General features: G+C 70.5%; 22 protein-coding genes. 10 read left to right on the forward strand and 12 right to left on the reverse strand.

Going from position 1 to position 20,959, the window contains the following annotated elements; genetic code table 11:
* Nucleotides 1-5 precede the first annotated feature (5 nt).
* Complete coding sequence (locus AB5J55_RS38105) at nucleotides 6-725, reverse strand: DUF998 domain-containing protein (protein ID WP_369274996.1); 720 nt, start codon at nucleotides 723-725, stop codon at nucleotides 6-8.
* The gene (locus AB5J55_RS38110; protein WP_369274997.1) at nucleotides 722-1,771 is read right to left on the reverse strand and encodes an aldo/keto reductase; all 1,050 of its coding nucleotides are present in this window, start codon (nucleotides 1,769-1,771) and stop codon (nucleotides 722-724) included. The genes AB5J55_RS38105 and AB5J55_RS38110 overlap by 4 nt, the downstream gene beginning before the upstream one ends.
* 75 nt (nucleotides 1,772-1,846) lie before the next feature.
* On the opposite strand from AB5J55_RS38110, the gene AB5J55_RS38115 reads away from it, so the two are divergent.
* Nucleotides 1,847-2,383, forward strand: coding sequence for a TetR/AcrR family transcriptional regulator (locus AB5J55_RS38115; RefSeq protein WP_369274998.1), 537 nt, complete (start codon nucleotides 1,847-1,849; stop codon nucleotides 2,381-2,383).
* Nucleotides 2,384-2,648: 265 nt separating this feature from the next.
* On the opposite strand, the gene AB5J55_RS38120 is transcribed toward AB5J55_RS38115, so the two are convergent.
* Nucleotides 2,649-3,872 carry a phosphatidylserine/phosphatidylglycerophosphate/cardiolipin synthase family protein gene (locus AB5J55_RS38120; RefSeq protein WP_369274999.1) on the reverse strand — a complete coding sequence of 408 codons (1,224 nt, stop codon included), beginning with the start codon at nucleotides 3,870-3,872 and terminating at the stop codon, nucleotides 2,649-2,651.
* 153 nt (nucleotides 3,873-4,025) lie between these two features.
* On the opposite strand from AB5J55_RS38120, the gene AB5J55_RS38125 reads away from it, so the two are divergent.
* The 3 genes from AB5J55_RS38125 to AB5J55_RS38135 are packed head-to-tail and all read left to right on the forward strand — an operon-like array spanning nucleotide 4,026 to nucleotide 6,483.
* Nucleotides 4,026-4,835, forward strand: a complete 810-nt coding sequence (locus AB5J55_RS38125) for an alpha/beta fold hydrolase (protein ID WP_369275000.1) — start codon at nucleotides 4,026-4,028, stop codon at nucleotides 4,833-4,835.
* Nucleotides 4,835-6,106 (forward strand): PP2C family protein-serine/threonine phosphatase, encoded by a 1,272-nt coding sequence (locus AB5J55_RS38130; RefSeq protein ID WP_369276406.1) that lies wholly within the window; start codon nucleotides 4,835-4,837, stop codon nucleotides 6,104-6,106. The genes AB5J55_RS38125 and AB5J55_RS38130 overlap by 1 nt, the downstream gene beginning before the upstream one ends.
* Nucleotides 6,103-6,483: an STAS domain-containing protein gene (locus AB5J55_RS38135; RefSeq protein ID WP_369275001.1), complete on the forward strand. Its 381-nt coding sequence runs from the start codon at nucleotides 6,103-6,105 to the stop codon at nucleotides 6,481-6,483. The genes AB5J55_RS38130 and AB5J55_RS38135 overlap by 4 nt, the downstream gene beginning before the upstream one ends.
* Here AB5J55_RS38135 and AB5J55_RS38140 read toward each other — a convergent pair.
* From AB5J55_RS38140 to AB5J55_RS38155, 4 genes are all read right to left on the reverse strand, one after another.
* Complete coding sequence (locus AB5J55_RS38140; RefSeq protein WP_369275002.1) at nucleotides 6,457-7,209, reverse strand: RNA polymerase subunit sigma; 753 nt, start codon at nucleotides 7,207-7,209, stop codon at nucleotides 6,457-6,459. The two genes, AB5J55_RS38135 and AB5J55_RS38140, sit on opposite strands and share 27 nt — an antisense overlap.
* Before the next feature lie 35 nt (nucleotides 7,210-7,244).
* Complete coding sequence (locus AB5J55_RS38145; protein ID WP_369275003.1) at nucleotides 7,245-7,991, reverse strand: SDR family oxidoreductase; 747 nt, start codon at nucleotides 7,989-7,991, stop codon at nucleotides 7,245-7,247.
* Between the two features lie 86 nt (nucleotides 7,992-8,077).
* A complete protein-coding gene (locus AB5J55_RS38150) occupies nucleotides 8,078-9,778 on the reverse strand; it encodes an L-aspartate oxidase (RefSeq protein ID WP_369276407.1) in 1,701 nt (566 codons plus the stop codon).
* Between the two features lie 109 nt (nucleotides 9,779-9,887).
* The gene (locus AB5J55_RS38155) at nucleotides 9,888-10,787 is read right to left on the reverse strand and encodes an RNA polymerase sigma-70 factor (RefSeq protein WP_369275004.1); all 900 of its coding nucleotides are present in this window, start codon (nucleotides 10,785-10,787) and stop codon (nucleotides 9,888-9,890) included.
* Nucleotides 10,788-10,998: 211 nt separating this feature from the next.
* Here AB5J55_RS38155 and AB5J55_RS38160 point away from each other — a divergent pair, with 211 nt between their 5' ends.
* On the forward strand, nucleotides 10,999-11,928 hold the full coding sequence (locus tag AB5J55_RS38160; RefSeq protein ID WP_369275005.1) for a UTP--glucose-1-phosphate uridylyltransferase: 930 nt from the start codon (nucleotides 10,999-11,001) through the stop codon (nucleotides 11,926-11,928).
* Between the two features lie 47 nt (nucleotides 11,929-11,975).
* Here AB5J55_RS38160 and AB5J55_RS38165 read toward each other — a convergent pair whose 3' ends face one another.
* The 4 genes from AB5J55_RS38165 to AB5J55_RS38180 all read right to left on the reverse strand — a co-directional run bounded on the left by AB5J55_RS38165 (nucleotide 11,976) and on the right by AB5J55_RS38180 (nucleotide 15,213).
* Nucleotides 11,976-12,914 (reverse strand): hypothetical protein, encoded by a 939-nt coding sequence (locus AB5J55_RS38165; protein ID WP_369275006.1) that lies wholly within the window; start codon nucleotides 12,912-12,914, stop codon nucleotides 11,976-11,978.
* Nucleotides 12,911-13,396: a hypothetical protein gene (locus AB5J55_RS38170; RefSeq protein ID WP_369275007.1), complete on the reverse strand. Its 486-nt coding sequence runs from the start codon at nucleotides 13,394-13,396 to the stop codon at nucleotides 12,911-12,913. Before AB5J55_RS38170 ends, AB5J55_RS38165 begins: the two co-directional genes overlap by 4 nt.
* A 3-nt stretch (nucleotides 13,397-13,399) precedes the next feature.
* Complete coding sequence (locus AB5J55_RS38175; protein WP_369275008.1) at nucleotides 13,400-14,623, reverse strand: macrolide family glycosyltransferase; 1,224 nt, start codon at nucleotides 14,621-14,623, stop codon at nucleotides 13,400-13,402.
* 116 nt (nucleotides 14,624-14,739) lie between these two features.
* Nucleotides 14,740-15,213 carry a carboxymuconolactone decarboxylase family protein gene (locus AB5J55_RS38180; RefSeq protein WP_369275009.1) on the reverse strand — a complete coding sequence of 158 codons (474 nt, stop codon included), beginning with the start codon at nucleotides 15,211-15,213 and terminating at the stop codon, nucleotides 14,740-14,742.
* 264 nt (nucleotides 15,214-15,477) lie between these two features.
* Here AB5J55_RS38180 and AB5J55_RS38185 point away from each other — a divergent pair, with 264 nt between their 5' ends.
* From AB5J55_RS38185 to AB5J55_RS38205, 5 genes are read left to right on the forward strand one after another with little or no spacing between them, the layout of a single operon-like run.
* Nucleotides 15,478-15,663, forward strand: a complete 186-nt coding sequence (locus tag AB5J55_RS38185; protein WP_328877672.1) for a hypothetical protein — start codon at nucleotides 15,478-15,480, stop codon at nucleotides 15,661-15,663.
* Nucleotides 15,664-15,685: 22 nt separating this feature from the next.
* The gene (locus AB5J55_RS38190; protein ID WP_369275010.1) at nucleotides 15,686-16,396 is read left to right on the forward strand and encodes a hypothetical protein; all 711 of its coding nucleotides are present in this window, start codon (nucleotides 15,686-15,688) and stop codon (nucleotides 16,394-16,396) included.
* Nucleotides 16,393-17,388, forward strand: coding sequence for a hypothetical protein (locus AB5J55_RS38195; RefSeq protein ID WP_369275011.1), 996 nt, complete (start codon nucleotides 16,393-16,395; stop codon nucleotides 17,386-17,388). The genes AB5J55_RS38190 and AB5J55_RS38195 overlap by 4 nt, the downstream gene beginning before the upstream one ends.
* The gene (locus AB5J55_RS38200; protein WP_369275012.1) at nucleotides 17,385-18,305 is read left to right on the forward strand and encodes a hypothetical protein; all 921 of its coding nucleotides are present in this window, start codon (nucleotides 17,385-17,387) and stop codon (nucleotides 18,303-18,305) included. The genes AB5J55_RS38195 and AB5J55_RS38200 overlap by 4 nt, the downstream gene beginning before the upstream one ends.
* Nucleotides 18,302-19,381 (forward strand): serine hydrolase domain-containing protein, encoded by a 1,080-nt coding sequence (locus AB5J55_RS38205; RefSeq protein ID WP_369275013.1) that lies wholly within the window; start codon nucleotides 18,302-18,304, stop codon nucleotides 19,379-19,381. Before AB5J55_RS38200 ends, AB5J55_RS38205 begins: the two co-directional genes overlap by 4 nt.
* 88 nt (nucleotides 19,382-19,469) lie before the next feature.
* Here the strand turns inward: AB5J55_RS38205 and AB5J55_RS38210 are convergent, their stop codons facing one another.
* Entirely contained in the window at nucleotides 19,470-20,846 is a 1,377-nt protein-coding gene (locus AB5J55_RS38210; protein ID WP_369275014.1) for an alpha-lytic protease prodomain-containing protein, read from the reverse strand.
* Nucleotides 20,847-20,959 lie beyond the last annotated feature (113 nt).

Raw genomic sequence — 20,959 nt, forward strand, 5'->3', positions numbered from 1 at the left:
TCTCCTCAGCTCTCGACTCGTGCAGTAGGGGGTGCCAGCGGGTGCGTCGCATGATGCCGTTGGGCGGCGGCCACGCTGCTTCCGAGGAGGGCGTGCCCGATCATGATCGGGTAGATCACGGCGCGCTCGAACAGGCCGATGTTCCACATCCAGCCGGTGAACACGTTGGTCATGAAGAGGGGGAACGCGATCAGTCCGGCTGTGCCGAGGGTGATGCTCGCGATCGATCGGCCCCTGCTGAGACCGATGCGGGTTCCGCTGGTTCCGACGACGATCGCCATGATGTTGCCGGCGAGCATGACGCCCTGCGCGCCGAAGGTGTGGAATGCGATCAGGCCGTTGTCGACGTTGGCGTTGGAGCCCTGGAAGATGCCGACGAGCGAGACACCTACGCCGGCGAGGACGGCGAGGATCATGATGATGATCGGGCGGGCGCCCTTGCGCGGGTCGACCATGAGGAACGTGCCGATGATCAAGAGAGTGCCGTAGATCACCCAGCCGGCGTCCATGACGGCACCCAGAGGGGAGTTGGCGACCTGTCCGAACGCGGTCTGCGGGGGACCGGTCAGGCCGAGGTGGCTGACCCAGTTGTACAGGGGCGAGTACGGCGGGTCCTGCCAGGCGGCGGCGCTGATGAACTCGGCGATCCAGGACACGAGCGGGCCGAGAAGGATGAGCAGGGCTCCGGCGCGGGCAGCAGCGCCGGAGCGGACGATGGGGTTCATGCGAGGGCCATTCCGGGGACGCGCTTGCGGATGGCCTCCATCTCGGCTTCGTCCGAGACGCCCTGCCAGTCGTACCGGGGGGTGTACGGGGCCTCCAGGGCGCGCACTTCGTCGTCGGTGAGCTCGATGTCGAGGGAGGCCACTGCCTCGTCGATCTGCCGGACCGAGCCAGCGCCGACCAGAGGTGCGGTGACGACCGGCTGGCGGCGCAGCCAGGCGAGCGCGACCTGTGCGCGGCTGACGCCGTGGGCGTCCGCGACCTGCCCAACCGCGTCGATGATCGCGTGGTTGGACGCCTCCTGCGCGGGCGAGTAGAGCAGGTCCGCGTAGGCGCCGTCCGTCTCGGAGCGCACCGTGGAACGGGCGTCGTCCCACGCGCGGGCGAGGCGGCCGCGGGCCAACGGCGACCAGACGATCGTGCCGACGCCCTCGTCCAGGCACAGCGGGATCATCTCGCGCTCCTCCTCACGGGCGAGGAGGTTGTAGTGGTCCTGCATCGACACGAACCGCGCCCAGCCGTTCTGCTTCTGCAGGTGCAGCGCCTTCGCGAACTCCCACGCGTGCATGGACGAGGCGCCGAGGTAGCGGACCTTACCGACCCTCACTAGGTCGCTGAGTGCCTCGAGGGTCTCCTCCCAGAGGGTGGAGTGGTCGTTGCGGTGGATCTGGTAAAGGTCGATGTACTCCGTGCCGAGGCGGCGCAGCGAATGGTCGACCTCAGTCATGATCGCCTTACGTGACAGTCCCCGTCCGTTGGGTCCCAGCCGCATCGGATGGCGCAGCTTGGTGGCGATCACCACGGCATCGCGGTCCGCGAAGTCCTTGAGCGCGCGGCCGAGGATTTCCTCGCTGGAACCGTTGGAGTACATGTTCGCGGTGTCGAAGAAGTTGATCCCCGCCTCCACCGCGTGCCGGATGAGCGGTCGCGCGTCCTGTTCGCCCTTCGACCAGACGGGGTGCCCGCGGTCGGGTTCGCCGTAAGTCATCGCGCCGATCGCGATCGGGGATACGTCGAGGCCGGTCGTGCCGAGCTTGATGTAATGCATGACGCTCCTTAAAGTATGTGGAGAGCTCTCCATATAACGTAGTGGAGAACTCTCCACTTAGCAAGGTGAGGTCCCGTGGTCCGTTCAGACGCCCGTGAGAACAGGGCGCGCATCCTCGCCGCCGCACGCGAAGCGCTCACGGCGGACGGCAGCACGTCGATGAACCAGATCGCCCAGCGCGCAGGAGTCGGCGCGGGCACCCTGTACCGCAACTTCCCCACACGCGAGTCGCTGGTCCTGGCCGTCTACCAGGACGAGGTGGCACGCATCATCGGCACCGTGCCCGATCTGCTGGCCCAGATGCCGCCACTGGAAGCGCTCCGCCACTGGACGACCGACCTCGTCGAGGCCATGCGCAGAAAGCACGGCCTCGGCGACGCCCTCAGCCCGGGCGCGCACCAGGCGATCAGCGAGCAGAGCTACGGCCCGGTCATCGCCGCGATCACAGAACTCCTCGACGCCGGCAAGAAGGACGGAAGCATCCGCCCCGACGCCGACCCTGGAGACTTCCTCCAACTGACCGGCGCATTGTGGCGCGCCGTGTCCAGCCCCGAGGATCGGGCACCCCACATGCTCGCGCTCATCCTCGACGGACTCCGCACGCACCGGTAAAACGACGCGCACGCGACAGGGCCCGTCAGATGGGCGATTTGCAGTGCTGGTGATCCGGTGCGCGATTCGGCCGGGAGAACGGTGTCGTCGAGGAAGCCGTGGCCGGCCGTCGCAGTAGCAGCGGATGATGCAGTCAACAGCGCGCCCGGGGACCCGTCGGCCATGGCCGACGGGTCCCCTCAGGATGGTGCGTTGTTCACCAGCGGTACTGCGGCCGCCGTGGGCGGCGGGGTCGGACAACGAAGCCCAGTTGCGGGTACCGGAGCTACAGAAAGCGCCGGATGGGGACGACGGCAACCTCTCTCGCCCGCTGCAGCAGTGAGCGCCTCTTCCACCGCTCCTCCCGGATCAGCGTGGCGGACTCCAGGTCCTCGGCGAAGTGGCTGTCGAGGGTGGCCGTGAACTCCTGGTCCAGGACGGCGAGCATGATCTCTTCGTCGTGGTCGAGGGAGCGGCGGTTGAAGTTGGTGGAGCCGACCAGGGCGGCGACGCCGTCGACGGTGATGACCTTGGTGTGCAACATCGTCGGCTGGTACTGGTAGATCTTCACGCCGCAGGCGGTGAGTGCGTCGTAGTGGTGCTGGCCGGCCAGTCGGCAGACCCGTTTGTCGGTGTGGGGGCCGGGCAGCAGGATCTCCACCTGAACGCCCCGCCGGGCGGTGGCGCACAGCAGGTCGACGAAGTGGGCGTCGGGTGAGAAGTAGGCGGTGGCCAGCCGGAAGCGGTCCTCGGCGGACTCCAGCATCACCCGGATCAGGGTCTGCATGTCCTGCCATCCGAAGCCGGCCGATCCGCGTACGACCTGTACCACCGAGTCGCCCTGCGGGCGGTGCGGGATGAACCGGTCGCGGTCGTCGAAGAGCTCGTCGTGGCATTCGGCCCAGTTCTGCGCGAAAGCAGCCGCGATGCCGTCCACCGCCGGCCCGCGCACCTCGACGTGGGTGTCACGCCATTCGTGTTCGTCGCGCGCGTTGCCGCACCACTCCTCGGCGATGCCGACCCCGCCGGTGAAGGCCGTCCGCTCGTCGACGACCAGGACCTTGCGGTGGCAGCGGTGATTCTGCTTGAACGGGGAGAGGGCGAGGGGCCTGCGGAACCAGATCACTTGGACGCCGGCCTGGTCCATCTCCCTCAGCAGGTCTTTCTCGATCAGCCGGCTGCCGAACCCGTCCAGCAGCAGCCGCACCCGCACCCCCGCCCGAGCCCGGTCGGCCAGCGCCTGCGCGAACTCGTGGGCGATGTCTCCCTTCCAGTACACGAAGGTCATCATGTCCACGGTGTGCTCGGCGGAGCGGATGCTCGCCAGCATCGCGGGGAAGATCTCGTCCCCGTTGCGCAGAGCCGTCAGTGCGTTGCCCTCGGTCGCCGCGATGCCGATCAGCCGTTCCAGTCGGCGGCGTATCCGCGTGACGCGTTCCTGCGCCGTCGCCGGTGCCGACGCGGCGGCGGGGGCGGACGTAGGCTCGGTCTGGTCCTGTGTGCTGGTCATGGCGTCACCTGGCCGGGCCGCAGCAGACAGGGGAGCCGCGCTGCCCGGGCCGGCGCGGGACGCAGCGAGCAGACTGTACCCCCGCCTCTCAGCCCCGGACGCCCGGCCCCGGACCCGGAACCGCCTTCGCTGTGTTCTGCGAGGATGGGGTGCATGACGGTGCGCAGCAGGAATCATGTGACGGTGTCCGGCCGGGCCGGGGGGCCGGTGGTGATGCTGGCGCACGGGTTCGGATGCGACCAGAACATGTGGCGGCTGGTGGTGCCGCGCCTGGAGGACGAATTCACCGTGGTCCAGTTCGACCACGTGGGAGCCGGGCGCTCCGACCTGTCGGCGTGGAGCAAGGAACGCTACTCCACGCTGGAGGGCTACACCGAGGACGTGCTGGAGATCTGCCGTGATCTGGCGCTCGGCCCGGTGACGTTCGTGGGGCACTCGGTGAGCGCGATGATGGGCGTCCTGGCCGCGGCGCAGGAGCCGGAGGCGTTCACCGGTCTGGTGCTGCTCGCCCCGTCGCCGTGTTTCATCGACGATCCCGGCACCGGATATCGCGGCGGGTTCAGCGCCGAGGACATCGACGAACTCCTGGGCTCCCTGGAAGCCAATTATCTGGGCTGGTCGGGCGCCATGGCTCCGGTGATCATGGGGAATCCGGACCGGCCGGAGCTGGGTGAGGAGCTGACCAACAGCTTCTGCCGCACCGACCCGGACATCGCCCGCGTCTTCGCCCGGGTGACGTTCCTGTCCGACAATCGAGACGATCTTGCGAAGGTCACCGTTCCCACCCTGGTCGCGCAGTGTTCGAACGATGCGATCGCGCCCCCGGAGGTCGGGGAATTCGTGCGGTCCCGGATACCCGGGAGCCGGCTGGTCACCCTGAATGCGACCGGGCACTGCCCCCAGCTCGCCGCACCGGAAGAGACGGCCGCCGCGATCAGCGAATTCGTCCAAGCCGCGCGATGATGTGCAAGAGCGGCGACAGAGAGAGCGGAGAGCCTCCGGCGCCCGGGGAACCGCACGGTGTGGACAGCGCGGCCTTCTCCGCGCTGCTGGAGGACAGCGCCGAGGATCTGTACGAGCACGCGCCGTGCGGCTACCTGTCCACGCTGCTCGACGGCACCATCGCGAAGGTCAACACGACGCTGCTGAACTGGCTCGGTCACGCCCGCGGTGACCTGGTGGGCCGCAGGACGTTCTCCGACCTGCTCACCGTGGGAGGCCGCCTCTACCACGAGACGCACTTCGCCCCGCTGCTGCGTATGCAGGGCGAGGTCCGCGGCATCGCGTTGGAGCTGAAGGCGGCCGACGGCTCGCGCCTGCCCGTCCTGGTCACCTCGGCGGTGAAGGCGGGCCCCGACGGGGAGCCGCTGCTGATCCGCACGACCGTCTTCGACGCCCGGGACCGACGCGCCTACGAAATCGAACTGCTGCGCGCGCGGCAGGAAGCGGAACGCGAACGCGAAGCACTCCAGCGCCTCAACGCCACCCTGCAGCAGACCCTGCTGCCCCCGACCCTGGTGAACGTGCCCGGACTCGATGTGGCCGCGCACTACCACGTCGCCTCCACCGACAAGGTCGGCGGCGACTTCTACGACCTCTTCCCACTCGCCGGCGGGGCGTGGGGACTGTTCCTGGGCGACGTATGCGGCAAGGGAGCCGCCGCGGCCGCCGTCACCTCCCTGGCCCGCTACACCCTGCGCGCCGCCGCCGTGTACGACCCGGACCCGGCCGCCGTCCTGAGCAACCTCAACACCGTCCTCAACCACGAGTACAACGGCATCGACCCCAGGTTCTGCACCGTGATCTTCGGACTGCTCACCCCCGACACGGATCAGGGCGGCTTCCACATCACCCTGGCCGCCGGCGGCCACCCCCCGGCGCTGCTCCTGCGCGCGGACGGCAGCGCCGACTACCTGCCCACCCCGGGCGGACAGCTCATCGGCGTGCTGCCCGACGCCCACATCGCCACCACCACCATCCGCCTCGAAGCCGGCGACACCTTGATGCTCCACACCGACGGCCTCACCGAAGCCCACACGGCCGCGACCGGTGACGACGACCGCTACGGCGACGAAGCGCTCCTCGACCTCGCTCAGGCTCTGGCGCCCACCACCGCGTCCGGCGTCGTCTCCGCCATCCGCGACCTGCTCGATACGTTCGGCACCGGCGTGGAGGACGACACCGCCGTCCTCGCCATCAGCGTGCCCCGACCCACCAGTGAAGAGCAGCAGTGAGCCACCTCGCCATCCACACCCGAAGCACCGCCGCCGGGCCCGTCATGGAACTGACCGGCGGACTCGACTACGACAGCTGCACGCAGCTCCGCGGCCTGCTGCCCGACCTGAACCTTCAGGCAGGCCAGCAGCTCGTCATCGACCTGACCGGCATCACCTTCTGCGACTCCAGTGGCATCACCGCCCTCATCGCCGCGCGCAACCACGCCGACGCCGCCCGCGCCGGCATCGCCCTGGCGGCGGTCCCCCACTCCATCAGCCGCATCTTCAGCCTGGTCGGCCTGGACCAAGTCTTCGCCACTCATCCCACCGCACAGGCAGCCGAAGCAGCCTGGACACCCCAGTCGGGGTCAGCACCGCCCGCCGGTGCCGGGTGAGGGGCGGTTCCAGGTGCGGAGCTTGTCGGGGTTGAGGGTGCCCCACACCTGGACGACCTGAGGGCCGGCGACGTCGAGGCTGATGACGGCGGCCACCTGGGGGCCGTAGCGCACCACCAGACCGGTCCGCCCGTTGACGGGGTGGGGGTGCAAGCTGGTCCGCGGATGGCGGGCCAGCAGGATCAGCAGGGTGCGGGCCACGTGGGTGTTGCCGCGTACCGGATTGATCAGGGTCCGCACCTTGCCGCCACCGTCGAAGAAGGCCGTGGCCTCGGCCGCGAGGAGGGACGTCAGAAGTCCCTCGTCGTGCGTCACGCAGGCCAGGTGCACCGCACGCGCCACCGCGTCCTGCTGCCGGGCCGACGTGGGACGCTCGCGCCGGGCCCCCAGACTGTGCCGGGCCCGGTCGGCCGCTTCGGAGCCCAGGGGCTCGGCAGCAAGCGGTTCGGTCCGGCGCACGAGGCCGGCGACCGCGCCGGTCCTGTCCTGTCCGGGCAGGGCCGGCCACGTCAGGCAGATACTCCCGGCGACGCTCGCCAGCCACGAACGCGGCGCCGTGATCCGCGCCCGCACCGGCTCGGGCAGCTCGAACCACCGTCGGTACGTCTCGTCGATGACGCGCTCCGCCGCACGGCTGCTGCCGAGCATCCAGTACGCGACATGCAGCAGATGCCGCCGCTCGTCGAGCAGCTCGGCGATCGGGACCGTGTCATCCGTACCCGCCATACGGCATCTCCCGGGCAGGGGCCACGTCGCAGCACCTACTGCTGCTTCGCGAGCCAGTCGGACAGCCTGGTCCCGGCGATGTGCGCGTCCGGACCCGGCAGGAGCGTGGTCTCCTCCAACTCGGCACCGGAGTACGGGGCGTGCGGGTCGGTGACGACCGTGCGGGGGTCGTTCTGGGCGGAGAGCGTCTCGCGGATGAGCTCGTCGAGCCGGAACACGTCGGGGCCCGCGATCTCCACCGTGCCGTTGACGGGATCGCCGACCGCGGTACGGCCGACGGCCGCTGCCACGTCGTCCGAGTACATCGGCTGGAACTTGGCCGGGGCCAGCCGCACCGTGTCGCCCTCGGTCGAGATGTCCGCGATCCCCTTGATGAACTCGAAGAACTGGGTGGCGTGGACGAGGGAGTAGGGCATGCCGGACGCCTTGATCAGCTCTTCCTGGGCCTGCTTGGCGCGGAAGTATCCGCTCTCCTGGAGGCGGTCGGTGCCGACCACGGACAGCGCGACGTGGTGCCTCACGCCGGCCTCGGCCTCCGCATTGAGCAGGTTGGTGGTGGAGGTGCGGAAGAAGTTCATGACGGCGTCGTCCTCCCACGAAGGGGAGTTGGACACGTCGACCACGACCGACGCGTCCTTCAGGACCTCGGCGAGGCCCTCGCCCGTCAGAGTGTTGACACCGGTGTTGGGCGCGGCCGCGACCGCCTCGTGCCCCTGCTCCTCCAGCTTGCCGACTAGCTTCGAACCGATGAGCCCGGTTCCACCGATCACTACGACCTTCATGGCGGTTTCCTCTCGGAGAGAATTCTGGTCTGCACTTGAAGTGACAGGACAGGGGCCCTACTTGTGACAGCAGCTCGCACAGCAGCTCATTCGGCGAGCTTGCCGTCGGTCGATATCTCCTCCATCAGGGAGGAGATCTCGTCGGGAACGCTCGGAATGCTCTCGCGGGTGACACCGGCCGTCGGGGACCACACGAGATTGACCTGCAGAGCGGGGTCGAGGTCCGGGTAGTCGCTGCGGTTGTGACAGCCCCGCGTCTCGCGACGCTCCAGCGCCGCTTCGAGGGTGGCCCGGGCCGCCAGGGCGGCGGACTTGAGATCGAAGGCGTGGGCGAGGTCCTGATAGCCGGCGATGTCGGGGTGGACGCCGACGTCCGCCATCCGCTTCTCGATCACCGCGAGCTCCGCCAGCCCCGCACGCAGGCCTTCTTCGTCGCGTACGACGCCGGCGTGCTCGGTCATGGTGTTGCGGATGGCGCGTTGCAGGGCACGCACGTTCTCCGGCCCGTCCGCCGCGAGAAGGCCGTCGACCTCCGCGCGGGCCTCGGCGATGGCCGACGCCGACCGGCGCTGCGCGGTCAGGGACTGCGAGTACGCGGCGGCGGCCTGGCCCGTGATGCGGCCGAAGACCAGCAGCTCGATGAGACTGTTGCCGCCGAGGCGGTTGGCGCCGTGCAATCCGCTCGACGCCTCACCGATGGCGAACAGGCCCCGCACATCGGTGCTGTGGTCCTCGGGACGCACCCACACGCCGCCCATCGAGTAGTGCGCGGTGGGCGCGATCTCGATCGGCTCGCGGGTGATGTCCAGCATCTGCAGGTCGAGCATCGTCTGGTAGACGCGGGGGAGTCGCGTCATGATCGTCTGCCGGGGCAGATGGGAGACGTCGAGCCACACACCGCCCTTGGGGGTGCCCCGCCCTTCCTTGATCTCCGTGTAGGACGCCAGGGCCACCCGGTCGCGGGTGGACAGCTCCATCCGGTCGGGGTCGTAGCGGGACATGAACCGTTCCCCGAGGGCGTTGCGCAGGATCCCGCCCTCGCCCCGGGCGGCCTCGCTGACCAGGGTGCCTGCCGCGTTCTCCGGTTCGATGATGCCGGAGGGATGGAACTGGACCAGCTCCGGATCGCGCAGGCGGGCTCCGGCCTCCACTGCCAGGCGGAAGGAGTCCCCCGTGTTCTCGTCGCGCCGCGAAGAGGTACGCCGCCAGATCCGGGTGTGGCCGCCGGCGGCGAGGATGACGGCGTCGGCGTGGATCACGCAACGCCGTCCGGTCGCGAGGTCGAAGCCGTAGGCACCGAAGACGGCACCGTCATGTACCAGGAGCCTGGTGATGTAGAAGCCGTCGAGCACCGGGATCCTGAGCTGCTCGGCGCGGCGGACGAGGGTGCGCTGGATCTCCAGACCGGTGTAGTCGCCGGCGAATGCGGTGCGCCGGAACTTGTGCGCGCCGAAGAACCGCTGCGAGATACGGCCGTCCTCCTCCCGGGCGAAGGCCATGCCGAAGCGTTCCAGGTCGTCGATGCCCCGGCCGGCGCCCTGGGTGACGATCTCCACGGTGCGGGGGTCGGCGAGCAGATAGCTTTCCTTGATCGTGTCCGCCGCGTGCTGTTGCCAGCTGTCCTCGGGATCCATGGTGGCCAGCGCCGCGTTGATGCCTCCGGCGGCGAGTGCCGTATGGGCGTCGTCCTTGGGGCGTTTGCCCACCGCGAGGACGTCGACTCCGGCCTCGGCCAGTTCGATCGCCGCGCGAAGGCCCGCACCTCCGGTGCCGATCACCAGCACCATGGTGGAAAGGCGTTGTTCGGTGACTGCCACGGTCTTCTCCGATCAGGGGGCGTCACCCACTACGACCGACCAGGGGCCGGATCTGTGACAGCACCCGGTAGGAGCATTCTCAGCTGGTCAGGGAAGCCACGTAGGGGGCCAGCTTGGCCGGATTCATGACCCACATGATGCGTTCGATGCCCCGGGCCGACACGTCGACGCAGAGCAGCGCCATCGGATTGCCGTCGGCCGAGACGATGAGGACGGCCGGCCTGCCGTTGGCCTCGACCCAGCGCACGTCCGTCGAGGGCCAGAACCGCGGGGCGAAGGCGGCGAGGTACTTGGAGACGTGCTCGAGCCCGACGACCGGGATCCTGGATGCCCCGCGCATCCCGCCACCGTCGGCGTAACTGACCACGTCCTGCGTGAGGACCTCCTCCAGCACCGACAGACTGCCGGTCTGTGCCGCGGCGAGGAAGGCCTCCAGCAGGCGCCGGTGATCGGTGGCGCTGACCGGCTCCCTGCGCTCCGCCGCCAGGTGTTTCCTCGCGCGGCTCACCAGCTGGCGGGTGTTGGCCTCGCTGGACTCCACGATGTCCGCGATCTGTTTGTAGGGGTAGGCGAAGGCCTCCCGCAGCACGTAGGCGGCCCGCTCCACGGGGTTGAGCTTCTCGAGGAGCAGCAGCACCGCCATGTCGAGTGCCTCGGCCCGCTCCGCACCCACCTGCGGATCCGCCCGGGTGTCGACCGGCTCCGGAAGCCAGGGTCCGACGTACGACTCACGGCGCATCCTCGCGGACTGGGCGACGTTGATCGCCAGCCGCGTCGTGACGGTCGTCAGGAACGCCGTCGGCTCCTGGATGTCGGTGCGGTCGGTCTTCTGCCACCGCAGCCACGCCTCCTGGACGATGTCCTCGGCCTCCACCGTGCTGCCGAGCACGCGGTAGGCGATGCCGAAGAGCTGGGGGCGCGCTGCCATGAACTGCTGTGCGGCCTGGTCGAGGGGGGCTGCGTCATCCTCGGCGGGCATGGAGTCCTCCAGTCCTGGACGACCAGGCTACAAGCGGGCATCCCAGGGCGCGCGCCGCCGGGAGCCGCCTTCCCCGGACGTCCGTCAGAGCTGCCCGAGCCCGGCCGCGATCCGCGAATGAGGCGGTCGGCGGGGTCGTGGCAGGCGTTGGTAGCGTCGAACACGTGCCGTGTCCGCCGGTGCGGCGCGTCGATCGACCGAGAGAGATGTGATGTCCCCGACGATCCGCAGGGCTGTGATCCCCGCCGCGGGACTCGGCTCCCGACTGCTGCCCCTGACGAAGGCGACACCCAAGGAGATGCTCCCGGTCGGCGACAAGCCGGTCATCGAGCACACGGTGCGTGAACTGGTGGATTCCGGCATCACCGACATCACCATCGTGGTCTCCGGCGGCAAGAGCCTCATCCAGGACCACTTCCGCCCCAACCCCGCCCTCGTCGAGCAGCTCCGCCAGGACGGCAAGACGGGGTACGCCGACGCGGTGGAGGAGGTCGCCGAGCTGGCCCGCCAGGGCCACATCACCTACCTGGACCAGTACGGCCCGTACGGCAACGGCACCCCCGTGCTGAACGCCGCCCGCTCCTTCGGCGACGAGCCCGTGCTGGTGCTGTGGCCCGACGACGTCTTCGTGGCCGAGGTCCCCCGCGCCCAGCAGCTGATCCGCGCCTACGAGCAGACCGGCTGCCCGGTGCTGGCCCTCCTGCCGATGGACCCCACCGAGTCCCAGCGCTACGGCGTGCCCATCGTCAAGGAGGATCTCGGGGACGGCCAGCTGCGCATCACCGGTCTGGTCGAGAAGCCCGAGCCCGCCGCCGCGCCTTCGTCGTACGCGGCGATCGGCGGCTACGTCGTCACCCCCGGCATCATCGACGAACTGCGCGAGCAGACCCGCCGCTGGTACGAGCACCGGACCGGCGAGGTGTATCTGACCGACGCCATCAACGCCTACGCCGCCACCCGCGCGGTGTACGGCCAGGTCATCAAGGGCCGCTGGTACGACACCGGCAACCCGGCCGACTACCTGGTGGCCCAGATGGCCTCCGCCCTCGCCCACCCGGAGTACGGCCCCCTGCTGCGCGGCCTGGTCTCCGGGCTCGACGACGACGGAGCCGCCGGCCGCCGCACGGAGACCGACAGCTGATCCGCAGACACGGAGCCTCATGACACGGAGCCTCATGACATGGGGCCTCATGACCTCGGGCGGTCCGTCGCCGCCTTCGCCCAGTGCCGGGCGCGGATGAGTGCGATCACGGTGTCGGCCGTGCGGTCGAGGTGGCTGCGGCCCTCGGGCAGCTGAGCCGACGGGCTGATGTAGCTGCGCGGACCGAGGTGGGTGGCCGGATCCAGTCGGTGCACGGTGATCTTCCCGGCGCGGCGGGCGCGGTTCCATCCGCTGCCGCGCAGCAGCCGCCAGCGCTGCGGGAACATCCAGGTGCCGACCCGCTCGATCCGGTCGTAGGCGCTGGTGAGTTGATGCAGATGCTCGGCCTTTGCGAGGTCGTTGGCGCCGTTGTGGAACCCGCCGAGCGTGATCAGCAGGAGCGGGCAGCGCAGCCGGGTGTGCAGTTCGTCGACGGCGCCGGTGGCGACCTGGGCGCCGCCGCTGTAGCTGAGCAGCACCACGGGGATGCCGCTGTCGGGCTCGTAGCCGGCGAGCCGCAGCTGCGTGGCGATCTGGGAGCCGACGGCCCGGTTGTAGAGGGGGCGGTAGCGGTGGTCGGCGGCGACGAAGATCTGCATGACGTTGTGCAGGAACAGCAGCAGCCCGACGCGGCGGCGCAGCCACGCCCACACCGGCCGGTCGGCGAGCGGGTCGGCCAGCGGCGAGTAGGGCTGCACCTGCCCCAGCACGCGCAGTTCCGGCGCTGCGGCGAGCACGGCCTTGACCAGCTGACCGCCGTCCCGGGTGTCGCGCACGCGACGCTTCCCGATGCCGTCCAGGTAGACCAGGTAGGCCTCCGGGGGCCGGTCGGCTGCAGCACCCCGGGCATAGGGCACGCCCTCGGGGAGCTCGCTGGTGGGGGCCCGGAAGCCGGCGCTGTAGACCAGCACCTCGTAGCGGGCCAGCAGTCCTTCGGCCAGCAGGACGGGCCCGAGCACGCAGGCCCAGAACAGGAAGTCGTTCATGCGATCGGCTCCGGTGTCCGGGGCGCACTGATCCGTACGACAAGACGCCGAACGGCCTCCACAGCGACACCGAGTCCGGCCCCGGCGACGGCCACGCAGCCGGCGGCGCCCCACCAGCCGAGCCCGGTCGCCTCCGCCAGCGGTTCGGCAAGCCCGGCGCCGACCCCCACGAAGAGGAGCAGGTGCAGCAGAGGCCCGAGCAGCGGGAACGCGAGTACGGCGGAGAGCATCAGCGGCGCGACCAGGCCCGGGGTCCAGCCCATCCCGTCGCCCGGCGGCGGAGAGGACACCACCAGCTCGGCCAGGGTCCACGCGGTCAGCGGCCACAGCGCGAACACGGCGGCCTCGACGAGGCCGGCAGCCGGCAGCAACCCGGCCACGAGCAGCCGCGGCATACCCGGCCGACGGGCCAGCAGCGGCAGGATGCGCCCGGCGGCCTCGGACAGCCCGGCGAACAGCAGCAGGACGACGACAGCGGACATCGCTCAACCTCGCTGTGACGGATCGGCGTGGACCGGCCGGCGGACCGAGTCGGCCGTATGCACGTACCGCTCCAGCTCGTCGGCGGCCCGCCGATATCCACCGGCGTCGTGCTGGGCGGCCTTGAGGGTCGTCGCGGCTGCCCGGAACGCGGGCTCGTGCAGCAGACGTCGGGCCAGGGCGCGCACCGAGCCCTGCGCGACGTCCTCGGTACGGAGCGACAGGCCCGCGCCGAGCCCTGCGACGCGACGGGCGATCATCGGCTGGTCGGCGCCCTGCGGGACCACCAGCATCGGGACCCCGGCGAACATGGCCTCGTTGACGCTGTTCATGCCGCCATGGGTGATGAACAGCGCCGCACGGGCCAGCACCTCCGGCTGAGGCACGAAACGCCGGGGCAGCACGTTGGCCGGCAGCGGGCCCAGCGCGTCGGGATCGGTCTGCCCGGTGGAGACGATCACCGTGCCGCCCAGCGGGGCGAGTGCGGTGGCGAACGTGCGCAGCAGCTTCGGGTCGGCGTTGAACACCGTGCCGAGGGAGGCGTACAGCACCGGGTCCTGGAGCCGGTCGGTCTTGAACGACGGGTCGACCGGGCGGGCGCCGATGCTCGGGCCGACGAACCGGTAGGACTGGTCGAAGTGCTCGACGGCGGGCTGGAACGCCGGTGAGGTATAGACCAGGTTCAGCGGCTGACGGATGTTCAGCAGGTCGAGCGGCGGCACCCCGCGCGCGTCGAAGCGGCGATGCAGCTCCCTGCGGGAGCGCAGGTAGCCCCGCACGCTGCGGGGTTGCGTCCGTGCCTCTGCCAGCAGCTGCCACGACCCGCGGGTGGGGCTGGGGACCTGCCGGTTGAAGGCGAACGTGGTGAACGACGAGGCCGCCGGTACGTCGAGTTCACGTGCGGCCACCGCGCCCCACAGGCAGGAACTGTCGTGGACGATCAGGTCGGGCCGGTCGCGGCGCAGGTCGTCGAGCACGGCGGGCAGCAACCGGACGGTGGTGCCCGCGAGGGACTCCAGCAGCGTGACCGGCGTCGGCGGATCGGGAAGCGGCAGTTCGCCTCCGGGGTAGGGGCGCACTGTCGCGCCGGTCGCCTCGATCTGCGCACGGAACGCCGGTGATGTGTGGTAGGTGACGGTGTGGCCGCGCCGGACGAGCTCGGCCACGACCGGCAGCGTCGGGTTGACGTGCCCGTGCATACCGATGTTGAGGAACGCGATGGTGCTCACCGGCCGGCCTCCACCAGGGAAGAAGTCGATGTCCCGTCCGGACCGGCGGCCACCGCGCTGTACGGGGCCGCCAACTCCTCGATCCGGGACGGCGGTCCAGCCCCCGTCATGACGGGTCAGCCGAACTGGCCGGGCTGGTAGTCCCCGGCGGGCTGCTGGTTGATCACGTTGATGCGGTTGTAGGCGTTGATGACCCCGAGGAGTGAGATCAGGGCCACCAGCTGGTCCTCGTCGAAGTGCTTGGCGGCGTTGGACCACGCCTCGTCCGAGACACCACCCGCGGCATCGGCGATGCGGGTGCCCTGCTCCGCCACTTCCAGGGCGGCGCGCTCGGCCTCCGTGAAGACCGTCGCCTCCCGCCAGACCGCGACCAGGTGCAGGCGCTGCGCGGTCTCGCCGGCGTGGGCCGCATCCTTGATATGCATGTCCGTGCAGAAGCCGCAGCCGTTGATCTGGCTTGCGCGGATCTTCACCAGCTCCTGGATCGCGGCAGGCAGGGTCGAGTCCGACACCACCTTGCCGGCCGAGTTGATGTGCTTGAGGACCTTGCCTGCCAGGGCGTTGCCGAAGTAGTTGAGACGCGATTCCACGGGATCTCCTCGTCTTGAAGCGGGGTACGCCCTACTGACCGGAGTAACGCGGAACATGTGACAGAACGAGGTATGTGAGCTGCGTCTCACCCTCCGTGAAGTTCAACTGCCCTCCGCGGCAAGGGAGTTCGAGCTGCTGCCGGTGCGCATGGTGGAAATGTTGAAGAAGGTACTTATGTGCCTTCTGGTAAAAGATGCGCGCTATGTGACTGTGTGGTGCTCTGAGTCATGGAGGCTATGGCTGACCCCAGAGGAGATGGTGATATGCCTTCCATTGACAAGGCGATCGAAGAGATCACGGGTGTCCGGACCGACCTGGAGGCGGCACTTGACCCTGCCGAGTCCGACGGCGTCTTCCGCGACAGCCGTGAGTGCGCCGCCCTGGCGCTTCTCTCCGCGGACACCAAGCTGCTGCTGTCCCCGCCGACCCCTCGCCCCAAGAAGGGCTGAGCGGACGAACGGGAGCAGCTGAATGGACCAGTCAGGCACTTCGGCCCTCTTGCAGGGCGCTGTGCAGGACATCGCGTCCGACGTGGTCTCCGCCCTCCGGGGCGGAGACCACGTGCGCATGTCCGGCACAGGGGCGGTCGACGACCCCGAGGGGCAGTTCGCCCTCGCGGCCGTACGTGTGGTGGGAGCAGACCTGCTGCTGCCGCACGTACTCTTCCCGACTCCGCCCGCCTCGGACCTACTTACCGTGTTCCGGCAGACAGTGGAGGCCTTCCCGCCGCGCGCCGGCGCGGCACCCACCGTCCAATGGAGTCACTGGGCGATGCGCCGCACCCTGCTGCGCCTCGACACGCCTTCGACAGGCGCATCCGCCGGGGACGGGGAGACAGAACCCGACGCCGCATGGCTCGACGCGGCGACCTGGCAGGTGCTGACACACCAACTCGCGGTCCTGGCCCCCCTCGCGGTGCCCGGCGAGGACAGTGCCGTGGTCCGCGCGGCGCGGGGTCGCCCGGTCGACCTGGCCCGCGGCTTCGTACGTGCCGTGCGGCGCAGGGACTGGCAGCAGGCCGCCGGTGCGGGACGCTGGCTGACCCTGGTCGACGGGGTGCCGGAGACGCTCGGCCTCGAAGCGGGCCTGGACTTCGTGGAACTGATGGGCGGCACCGACCCCCGGGTTGCCCTCCAGGTCCAGGCGGCGCGCGTCATGCGGGCGGCCGGAGCACTCGTATGACCGATACGACCGCCGTGACCGCCATGGACGTCGGTGCGATCCGGGACGTCGGAGCCGCCGCGTTCGCCTGGCTGTCCGCCCACCGCGAGGACTTCGCGCTGGGCGAGGACGCGCTCACCGCCGACGGTCAGGTCGACGCCACCTGGAAACCGCTCGGGGAACTCGCCCAGACCTGTGCCAGCGTGCGCTCGCACACCCCGGCGTGGGACCCGTTGCACGCGTACGCCGCGGACCTGTTGCGGTTCGCCTGGCAGCAGACCGGACGGGGCGAACTGTTCCTCCGCCTCCAGCGGTGGGAGCCCTTCGCGACCTATCCGCTGGAGGTCTACTCCGTCTTCGCCTCGGCCGGGCTGCGGCATGCCGGGTATGAGGCAGCCGCCGCCACGACGGCCCGCACCCGTGGCTGGCGGCTCACCGAGCAGGAGCCGACCCGCCGGCTCGGCGTCCTAAAGGCCGAACGGCGCAGCGGCATCCACCGGCCGGAGCAGGCCGAGCCGGTGCTGCGGAGCACCTGGCTGGGCGGGCTGGCGGAACCATGGACGTTCGAGCGCTCCTCGGGGTACGCGCTCACCCACGTCGTCTTCCACCTCACCGACTGGGGCCGCCTCCCCGCGGGCGTCCCCGCCGACCTGGCCGCCTATCTGGCGCACTGGCTGCCGCCCTGGATCGACACCTGCCTGGACGCCGGGATGTGGGACCTGAGCTGCGAGTTGCTGGTGGTCTCCGCGAGCCTCCCGTGCCCGCCCGACCCGGCGACGCTCGAGCACGCCTGGACCCGGATCGCACGGGCGCAGTACGACTCGGGCGCCCTGCCGCAGCAGGCCCCTCAGGGTGAAGGGGGAGCGGATCCGGAACCGGACTTCCTGCACTGCTACCACTCCACGCTGATGGCCGCCTTCGCGGCGGCGCAGACCGTCAAGTGCCTGAGCGGCGAGGCCCCGCACGCGGAAGGCGTGCGGAACCGGTACGGGGGACAAGGAGTGCCCGGATGACCGACACCCGTCTGATGCACACCGTGGGCGTACGCGCCCTGGAGTGGCTGTGGGCCCATCGCGACGGTTTCCGCCTGGAGCCCGACGTCGATCCCGAAGTGGGCTTCCTGGAGCGTTTCAAACCGGTCGGTGAACTGGCCCTGATCTGCCGGGTGCTGTTCCGCGAAGGCGTGGCCGGCTCGCGCCAGGCCGAACTGGCGCGCAAGCTCCTCGACCACACCTGGCGGCACACCCTGGACGGCGGTCGCATGCTGGTACGCGGCCAGCGCATCGAGCCGCTCTCGCCGATCCCGTTCGAGGTGTACCTGCCGTACAAGGAACTCGGGTACAGCGAGCCCGAGGTGGAGCGTGCGACCGTCCTCTACCAGCGGCTCAACAGCTGGTCGGCCCTCGAACTGGACCCGACCCGACGCCTCGGACTGTCCGCGTTCCAGCGCCGCTTCGGCCTCACGCCCCGGACGCCCGAGGCGGACATCGTCGGCTCCACGTGGCTGGGCAGCAGGCCCGAGCCCTGGACGGTCAGCGGGCACATCGCCTACGACCTCACCCACACGGTGTTCCACCTCACCGACTGGGGAGAGCACCCCGACGGCCTGCCGCCGGACATCGCCGACTACCTCGCCATGTGGCTGCCGGTCTGGATCGACGACTGGCTGGACCTCGAGCGCTGGGACCTGCTCGGCGAACTCCTCGTCGTCGACGCCTGCCTGCCGCGCCCCACCCTGGACGAACGGGGCTGGGAGGGCTTCGCCGCCGCACAGCAGGCCGACGGCGCCATGCCCGCCGTACGGGACATGCCGGAGGGCGAGCCGGACGATCTGTTCGACATGATCTACCACCCGACGCTGGTCGCCGCCTTCGCCTCCGTGCTGGCCACGTCCCGCGCCCTGTCCGAGCTGACGCACGCCACCTCATGACCGGCCGGTCCACGCCCTGGCCGGGCATCGCCGACGACGTGGACCAGCCCCGAGCGGACGGCGGTCCCGGCGACGACGACTCCCTGCGCGCGCGCCTGGAGAGCGCCGCGGATGCCGTCGACGCACCCGATGTCGTCTTCGCGGTGTCCCGGCACGGCCGTCGCACGCTGCACTGCGCCGGGACGGCCCCGCCCCCGCCGGTCGCCCGGCAGGACCTGCGCTACGAGATCGGTTCGGCCTCGAAGACGTTCACCGGCCTGCTGCTGGCCCAGCTCGTCCGGCGCGGTCTGCTGACCGGGGGCGAACCGGCCGCCGCCTGCCTGGACCCCGGCCGGCGGACGGGTGTGGACCCGGTGACGCTGGCCCACCTCATCACGCACACCGCCGGGCTGCCCGCCCTGCCTGCCGACTTCTACCGTCGGGCGCTGCCCGCCTGGCGTACCAATCCCTACGGCCGCTATCCGGCCGAGCGGGTCACGGACGCCTTCCTGCGGTACCGCCCACGGCGCCGGCCCGGCACCCGGTGGCACTACTCCAACTTCGGCGTCGCCGTGCTCGGCCACGCCCTCGCGTCGGTGTCCGGTACGGCGTGGGAGGAACTGCTCGCCACCCACGTACTGCGTCCCCTCGGTCTGAGCGGTACGGCCCTGCGGGCGGAGGATCCGAAGGCCGACGCCGTCGGGCACGGCAAGGACGGGCGCACCCCCACCCTCGCCTTCGACGCGGGCGGCTTCGAGGCGGCCGGTGCCGTCCGCGCTACTCCGCACGACCTGCTCACGTTCCTGGAGGCGCACCTCGACCCGGCCGGTTTTCCGCCGGCCGACGCGCTGCGGGCGGTGCGTACGCCCGTGCTGCGGCGCGGCCTGGGGCACCGGCACGTGCATACGGTGGCGTGGTTCCGGCACCCCACGGACGGCGGGCCGATGTACTTCCACAGCGGGGCCACCCTCGGCCAGCAGGCCTTCCTGGGCTTCCGGCCCGACACGGGAACGGCCCTGGCCGCGGTGTGCACCCGCCGCTTCCGGGCCAACGACCCCTTCGTCACCACCGCGTACGGGTTTCTGGCGGAGGACTAGCGGGGAGTGGCTGCGCAGCGGGGGACGGGGGAGCGGACGGTGCGGGGACAGTGCCCCGCACCGGAAGCCGTACGGCTTTGTGGACCGCCTACATCTTCTGCCACAGGGCCGGGGTGGCCACCGGCGACCACCTGCCCTGGGCCTGGTGGGTCTGCAGGCACTGGTAGCGCACACCCGCGTGGGTCACGGTGGAGCCGGCCTCGTAGACGCGGCCCGCGGCCCAGGTGTCGGCCGCCCCGTTGTCCTGCGGAGCGGGAACGCCCTTCTGGGCGGACGCGGTCTTCAGGACGAGGCCGAAGTCGTTGAGGATCGGGTTGATCGGCTGGTAGAAGGTGGTCCCGCCGGACGTGCAGTTGCCCGAGCCGCCCGAGGTCACGCCCTGTGCCTGGGAGCCCGACATGTACGGGCCGCCGGAGTCGCCCGGCTCGGCGCACACGGTCGTCTCGGTCACGCCGTCGACGGTGCCCTCGGAGTAGCTGACACTCGTGTCGTGCTGCTCGATGGTGCCGCAGTGCCATCCGGTGGTGGAGCCGGAGCGGCAGATCGACGCCCCGACGAGCGCCTGGACCGAGCCGGTGACCTGGGTGCGCTGGCCGCCCTCGCCCTTCACGTCGGCCGTGGCCTTCCAGTCGCTGTTCACGGCGACCCAGGACATGTCCTTGCCGGGGAACGTGGAGGCCTGGAACGTGCCCTGTTCGTCCATGCCGGAGCCCCCGGTGGTCTTGTCCTCCGCGCTGCCGCAGTGGCCCGCCGAGGCGAAGCCCTGCTGGGTGCCCTTGGTGACGGAGAACCCGACGGAGCAGCGGGCGGAGCCGTTGATGTAGTAGGCCTCGCCGCCGACGACGTCCGCGAAGAGCCGCGGCCGGTGCTCCGACACGCGTACGCCGACGCCCTTGCCCCGGACGCCGGCGGCCTTGATGAAGGCGGTGGCGGCCGATCGCTTGGTCGCCTGCACGACGACCCGGTTCGCCGGCACGTCGACGTACCACACCGGGGTGTCGCGCGTCTTGACCCGGGCGGAGGCGGCGTCCAGCTTCTGCTTGACGGCTCGCAGCTCGCTCAGCGGCCGCTTGACGACCGCGGCCTTCGCGCCCTGCGCCTGAATGGCGGACACGTCGCCGGCGTGTGTGGTGGCGACGGTGAGCTCGGCAGCGGTCGCCCCCCGCAGCCAGGCCCCCGCGAAGCGCTCGCCCAGGGAGTTGCGAAGGCGACCTGCGCGGACGCCCGCCTCCGCCTCGTTGACCAGCCGCTCGGCCGCCTGCCCCGGCTTCAACTTCAGGTCACGCTCCAGGGCCCGCAGCAGCGCGGCCGGCGGCCGGTCGGCACCGAGCGTCTGCGCCGCCGTGGACGCGGGCACCGCCGGGGGCGGCTCGGCCGCCGCGGCCGAGGTGGCGCCGGTGAGCGCGAGGGCGCCGAGAGCGGTGAGGGCGACGCGGCGACCCGCCGCGGTATGTCTGCCGAGCATGCGTTGTACCTCCATCGAGTACAGGTGGGGTTACGACCAATGAAGGCCTTGACAAAAAGGCATGACTCGATGTCAGAAAAGATGATTTTTCGCGCTTTGAGCGGTGTAGGGGC

The sequence above is a fragment of the Streptomyces sp. R11 genome, assembly GCF_041051905.1.
Lineage (GTDB): Bacteria > Actinomycetota > Actinomycetes > Streptomycetales > Streptomycetaceae > Streptomyces.

What these genes read in the sequence shown, in the direction of transcription:
- AB5J55_RS38140 (WP_369275002.1), bottom strand. Translation starts at nt 7,209, where the DNA reads ATGGCGGGTACGGATGACACGGTCCCGATCGCCGAGCTGCTCGACGAG.
- AB5J55_RS38205 (WP_369275013.1), top strand. Translation starts at nt 18,302, where the DNA reads ATGACCGGCCGGTCCACGCCCTGGCCGGGCATCGCCGACGACGTGGAC.
- AB5J55_RS38185 (WP_328877672.1), top strand. Translation starts at nt 15,478, where the DNA reads ATGCCTTCCATTGACAAGGCGATCGAAGAGATCACGGGTGTCCGGACC.
- AB5J55_RS38200 (WP_369275012.1), top strand. Translation starts at nt 17,385, where the DNA reads ATGACCGACACCCGTCTGATGCACACCGTGGGCGTACGCGCCCTGGAG.
- AB5J55_RS38210 (WP_369275014.1), bottom strand. Translation starts at nt 20,846, where the DNA reads ATGCTCGGCAGACATACCGCGGCGGGTCGCCGCGTCGCCCTCACCGCT.
- AB5J55_RS38110 (WP_369274997.1), bottom strand. Translation starts at nt 1,771, where the DNA reads ATGCATTACATCAAGCTCGGCACGACCGGCCTCGACGTATCCCCGATC.
- AB5J55_RS38170 (WP_369275007.1), bottom strand. Translation starts at nt 13,396, where the DNA reads ATGTCCGCTGTCGTCGTCCTGCTGCTGTTCGCCGGGCTGTCCGAGGCC.
- AB5J55_RS38160 (WP_369275005.1), top strand. Translation starts at nt 10,999, where the DNA reads ATGTCCCCGACGATCCGCAGGGCTGTGATCCCCGCCGCGGGACTCGGC.
- AB5J55_RS38125 (WP_369275000.1), top strand. Translation starts at nt 4,026, where the DNA reads ATGACGGTGCGCAGCAGGAATCATGTGACGGTGTCCGGCCGGGCCGGG.
- AB5J55_RS38150 (WP_369276407.1), bottom strand. Translation starts at nt 9,778, where the DNA reads ATGGTGCTGGTGATCGGCACCGGAGGTGCGGGCCTTCGCGCGGCGATC.
- AB5J55_RS38120 (WP_369274999.1), bottom strand. Translation starts at nt 3,872, where the DNA reads ATGACCAGCACACAGGACCAGACCGAGCCTACGTCCGCCCCCGCCGCC.
- AB5J55_RS38130 (WP_369276406.1), top strand. Translation starts at nt 4,835, where the DNA reads ATGTGCAAGAGCGGCGACAGAGAGAGCGGAGAGCCTCCGGCGCCCGGG.
- AB5J55_RS38190 (WP_369275010.1), top strand. Translation starts at nt 15,686, where the DNA reads ATGGACCAGTCAGGCACTTCGGCCCTCTTGCAGGGCGCTGTGCAGGAC.
- AB5J55_RS38165 (WP_369275006.1), bottom strand. Translation starts at nt 12,914, where the DNA reads ATGAACGACTTCCTGTTCTGGGCCTGCGTGCTCGGGCCCGTCCTGCTG.
- AB5J55_RS38155 (WP_369275004.1), bottom strand. Translation starts at nt 10,787, where the DNA reads ATGCCCGCCGAGGATGACGCAGCCCCCCTCGACCAGGCCGCACAGCAG.
- AB5J55_RS38195 (WP_369275011.1), top strand. Translation starts at nt 16,393, where the DNA reads ATGACCGATACGACCGCCGTGACCGCCATGGACGTCGGTGCGATCCGG.
- AB5J55_RS38145 (WP_369275003.1), bottom strand. Translation starts at nt 7,991, where the DNA reads ATGAAGGTCGTAGTGATCGGTGGAACCGGGCTCATCGGTTCGAAGCTA.
- AB5J55_RS38105 (WP_369274996.1), bottom strand. Translation starts at nt 725, where the DNA reads ATGAACCCCATCGTCCGCTCCGGCGCTGCTGCCCGCGCCGGAGCCCTG.